Here is a 3,374-nt window from a genome sequence, read left to right as displayed (position 1 = left end):
TCGTCATCCTTGTCCATGTCTGCATCCATGTCCTTGTCCTCCTCAATGTTGTCCTTCATTTCATCATTATCCATTGCAGTATCGCTGTTCTGTCCGTTATAAATATATGCTCCTACTGCAATAATTAGAACTGCCACCAATATAAATATTATAAGTTTCTTGTTGTTCATTTTCTTTACCTCCTATCTATTCGGAATTTTTCTAAACTTCTGCAACCCTAACACCCAAGAATAATTAGAAATTTCAGTGAGGTCTCGACTTCGAGGTATGATAATTTTCCATATAAATTTGAGTATTGTCGTACCGAGGAGTAGGGAGCTGAATTTATAATTATTCTGCGCTAAAGCAGATTTTCGAAAAATCCTGCCAACACATTCAAATTCTGAGTCATGAGCAAAATTCCCATGAGAACTATTATTGCTCCTCCTACCCTCTTGATAGTCATTAGGTGCTTCTCGATTTTTGTGAATTTTTCAAGCAATATGTCTGAAAGAAGAGCCATTATTAGAAACGGCACTGCCAGACCAAGGATGTAAACAAGCATGAGAGACAATCCATAAAGAGCCTGTCCACCGCCTGATGAAACCACAAGTATGGCTCCAAGAACCGGTCCTACACATGGTGTCCATGCAAAGCTGAAAGTAAGTCCTAAAAGATAGGTTCCCAAAAGATCGTGCTTCTTGCTCCTTTCAAACCTTACAGATTTATTAAAATTCATAAACTTTAGGTTAAAAAGTCCCATCTGTGAAAGACCAAGAAGTATGACTATAGATCCGCTTATTATCCTGAATGTATTTCCGTATATGTATTTTCCAAGTGCCCCGGCACCAAAGCCCAGGATCAGAAAAATTGTAGAAAGTCCAAGTACAAATACCATGGTCCTTCCTATTGCCACAAGATTTACTCTGTATTTCCCTCTATCCGACTTCTTACCATCGGCCTTTCCTGTAATAACACCTATATATACAGGCAAGAGAGGAAAAGTGCAAGGAGCAAAGAATGATAAAAATCCTGCTGCGAATACCGTTGTTATGAAAATTTGTTCACCAATCATGTTTTCCACCACCTAATTTTTTATCAAATATTGAATTTCCTTATTTATGTACTCATTATATAACAAAAAATTTGCAAATGATATTAATTATCATTAACAAAATCTTTGTTTTAATACTTTTTTACCAATTTCCATGACTTTTCATCTTCTTAATGCTAAGCTTTTTCATTCTATATTGAAGATTTTGCCTCACTATCTTAAGGCTTTCAGCACTTCTTGTTATATTCCAGTCATTCTCTTCCAAAGCCTCTATTATCCTGTCACGTTCTGCATTTCTTAGAAATTCTCCCAATCCTTCCTTTTTCCTTGAAGGAGCTTCGTCTTCTCCGTAAATCCTGTCAGGAAGACAATTCACATCAACTATCTGGTCATCATCGGCAAGAGTTATGGCAGATTCGATTATGTTTTCAAGCTCCCTGACATTTCCAGGATAGGAGTATCCTTTCAATATTTCATATACATTATCTGTAACTTCAAGATTGAAAAGTCCGTATTTTGATCCGTACATCTCTGTGAAATAATTAATCAGGGGAAGTATATCAGATTTTCTTTCTCTAAGGGAAGGTATCTCCAAAGTACTGGTTGAAATACGATAATACAGGTCCTTTCTTATAAGGTTTTCACTTAAACATCTCTCAGGACTTATGTTTGTAGAACTTATTATCCTGCAGTTCAAACTTACCATTTCGGTACTTCCTATCCGTCTAAATTTCTTTTCCTGAATAACCCTGAGTATTTTAGCCTGTAAAGAAAGAGGCATTGAATTTATCTCATCAAGAAGCAAGGTACCAAAGCCTGCCTTTTCAATAAGTCCCTTCCTGTTTTCCGCTCCAGTATATGCTCCTTTTATAGTACCAAAAAGACTGCTTTCAAGAAGGTTTTCAGGTATTGCGGAACAATTTATTCCCACGAAAGGCTGCCTTTTGTTTACTGAATTGTAGTTGTGGATTCCTTGGGCGAATATTTCCTTTCCCACTCCTGTCTCTCCGAAGATTAGTACATTGCTGTTGTATTTTGAAAATTTCTTTGCCTTTTCTATTATTGAGCTCATCTTTTCACTGTTTGTGATTATGTTCTTAAATGAATATCTTGTATTGTTTTCAGTACTTATGACATTGAGGCTGGCACTGTTTTCAATTTCCTTTGTTCTTTTCAAAAGGTCAGCAACCTTATCTACGCTTCTACAAACTGAGTAGGTGGCAATCATCTCACCATTTCTTATTATAGGATAGGTACTGGCTACAGAAGATATCTTCTGGTTCTTGTTTGAAAAATAGTCCTGGTACCTGTCAAGAATTGGAGTACCCGTCCTTCTTACACTGTGGTGCTCACTGTTTTCCTCGCTTACCTTATATACCTCGGTGATTCTCTTTCCCAAAACATCCTTAGCACTAAAGCCTTCCATCAAACCCATCTGCTTGTTGTAATATTCGATTATACCTTCTGATGAAACAAGCATGGCACCATCTGTTACTGTATTAAGCATAATCTTCATGCAATATTCAACTTCTTTATGAGTCATTTTATAATCGCCATTTTCTTTCATACTGTCATCCTCCATTTGTTAATCTATCTTATATATAACTATATAAATAATTTTCATCTATAATTAGTGTCTACTGATTAACATTCAAAGTGTTGATTTTACTGCATTTAAAGCGTAAATTTGGTATAATAGATGCAAGGGTAATTCGCATCAAATAGCATTTTCCTTGCACTTACTCATACAATATCATTCATAAGGAGTCAAAATAATGTATAAAGCCGCTGACAAATCGCAACCTAATTTTCAAGACTTCAATCAACCATTAGGACTTGAAATGAATCCAGAAAACCGATGGATAAAAATGGCAGATATAATTCCCTGGAATCAGTTTGAGAAAAAATATGCAGCACTGTTTCCAAGTAATACTGGAAATGTGGCAAAACCTCTACGCATGGCTCTTGGTTCCTTAATCATACAAACCAAGTACGGATTTTCGGACGAAGAACTAGTGGCGCAGTTGACTGAAAATCCATATTATCAGTATTTTATAGGTTTGCCAGGTTATCAGAAAACAGCACCGTTTGACTCCAGCTCATTGGTTGCATTCAGAAAGCGTATTAGTGCTGAAATGTTGATAGAGGCCAACGAATGCCTGTTGGCAAATGCCAAGCAAAAGACAGATGCGAAAGATGATGACGATAATCCTACTCTTGGTTCCGGTAGTTCTTCAGATGATAAAAACGAAGAAGAGAAATCAACAAACGATGGAACATTAATCATAGATGCTACCTGTGCTCCATCCAACATACGTTATCCCTTGGACTACTCATTATT

The 3,374-nt window shown here is 36.5% G+C and carries 3 protein-coding genes; 1 reads left to right on the top strand and 2 read right to left on the bottom strand.

Annotated elements, in window-relative coordinates:
• Positions 1–340 precede the first annotated feature (340 nt).
• Both AC3AX0_RS09685 and AC3AX0_RS09680 read right to left on the bottom strand, forming a co-directional pair.
• The gene (locus AC3AX0_RS09685; RefSeq protein ID WP_487550086.1) at positions 341–1,054 is read right to left on the bottom strand and encodes a cytochrome c biogenesis CcdA family protein; all 714 of its coding nucleotides are present in this window, start codon (positions 1,052–1,054) and stop codon (positions 341–343) included.
• A 121-nt stretch (positions 1,055–1,175) separates the two neighbouring features.
• Positions 1,176–2,600: a sigma-54 interaction domain-containing protein gene (locus AC3AX0_RS09680; RefSeq protein ID WP_487550085.1), complete on the bottom strand. Its 1,425-nt coding sequence runs from the start codon at positions 2,598–2,600 to the stop codon at positions 1,176–1,178.
• Between the two features lie 208 nt (positions 2,601–2,808).
• Between AC3AX0_RS09680 and AC3AX0_RS09675 the strand changes: the two genes are divergently transcribed.
• On the top strand, positions 2,809–3,374 hold a 566-nt coding region (locus AC3AX0_RS09675; RefSeq protein ID WP_487550084.1), incomplete at its 3' end, for a transposase.

This window comes from Dethiosulfatibacter sp. (assembly GCF_983023055.1).
This window is presented reverse-complemented; position numbering and strand designations above follow the sequence as displayed.

Bases quoted from the DNA above. Each gene is read 5' to 3' on its own strand.
- AC3AX0_RS09680 (WP_487550085.1), bottom strand. From the start codon at position 2,600: ATGAAAGAAAATGGCGATTATAAAATGACTCATAAAGAAGTTGAATAT.
- AC3AX0_RS09685 (WP_487550086.1), bottom strand. From the start codon at position 1,054: ATGATTGGTGAACAAATTTTCATAACAACGGTATTCGCAGCAGGATTT.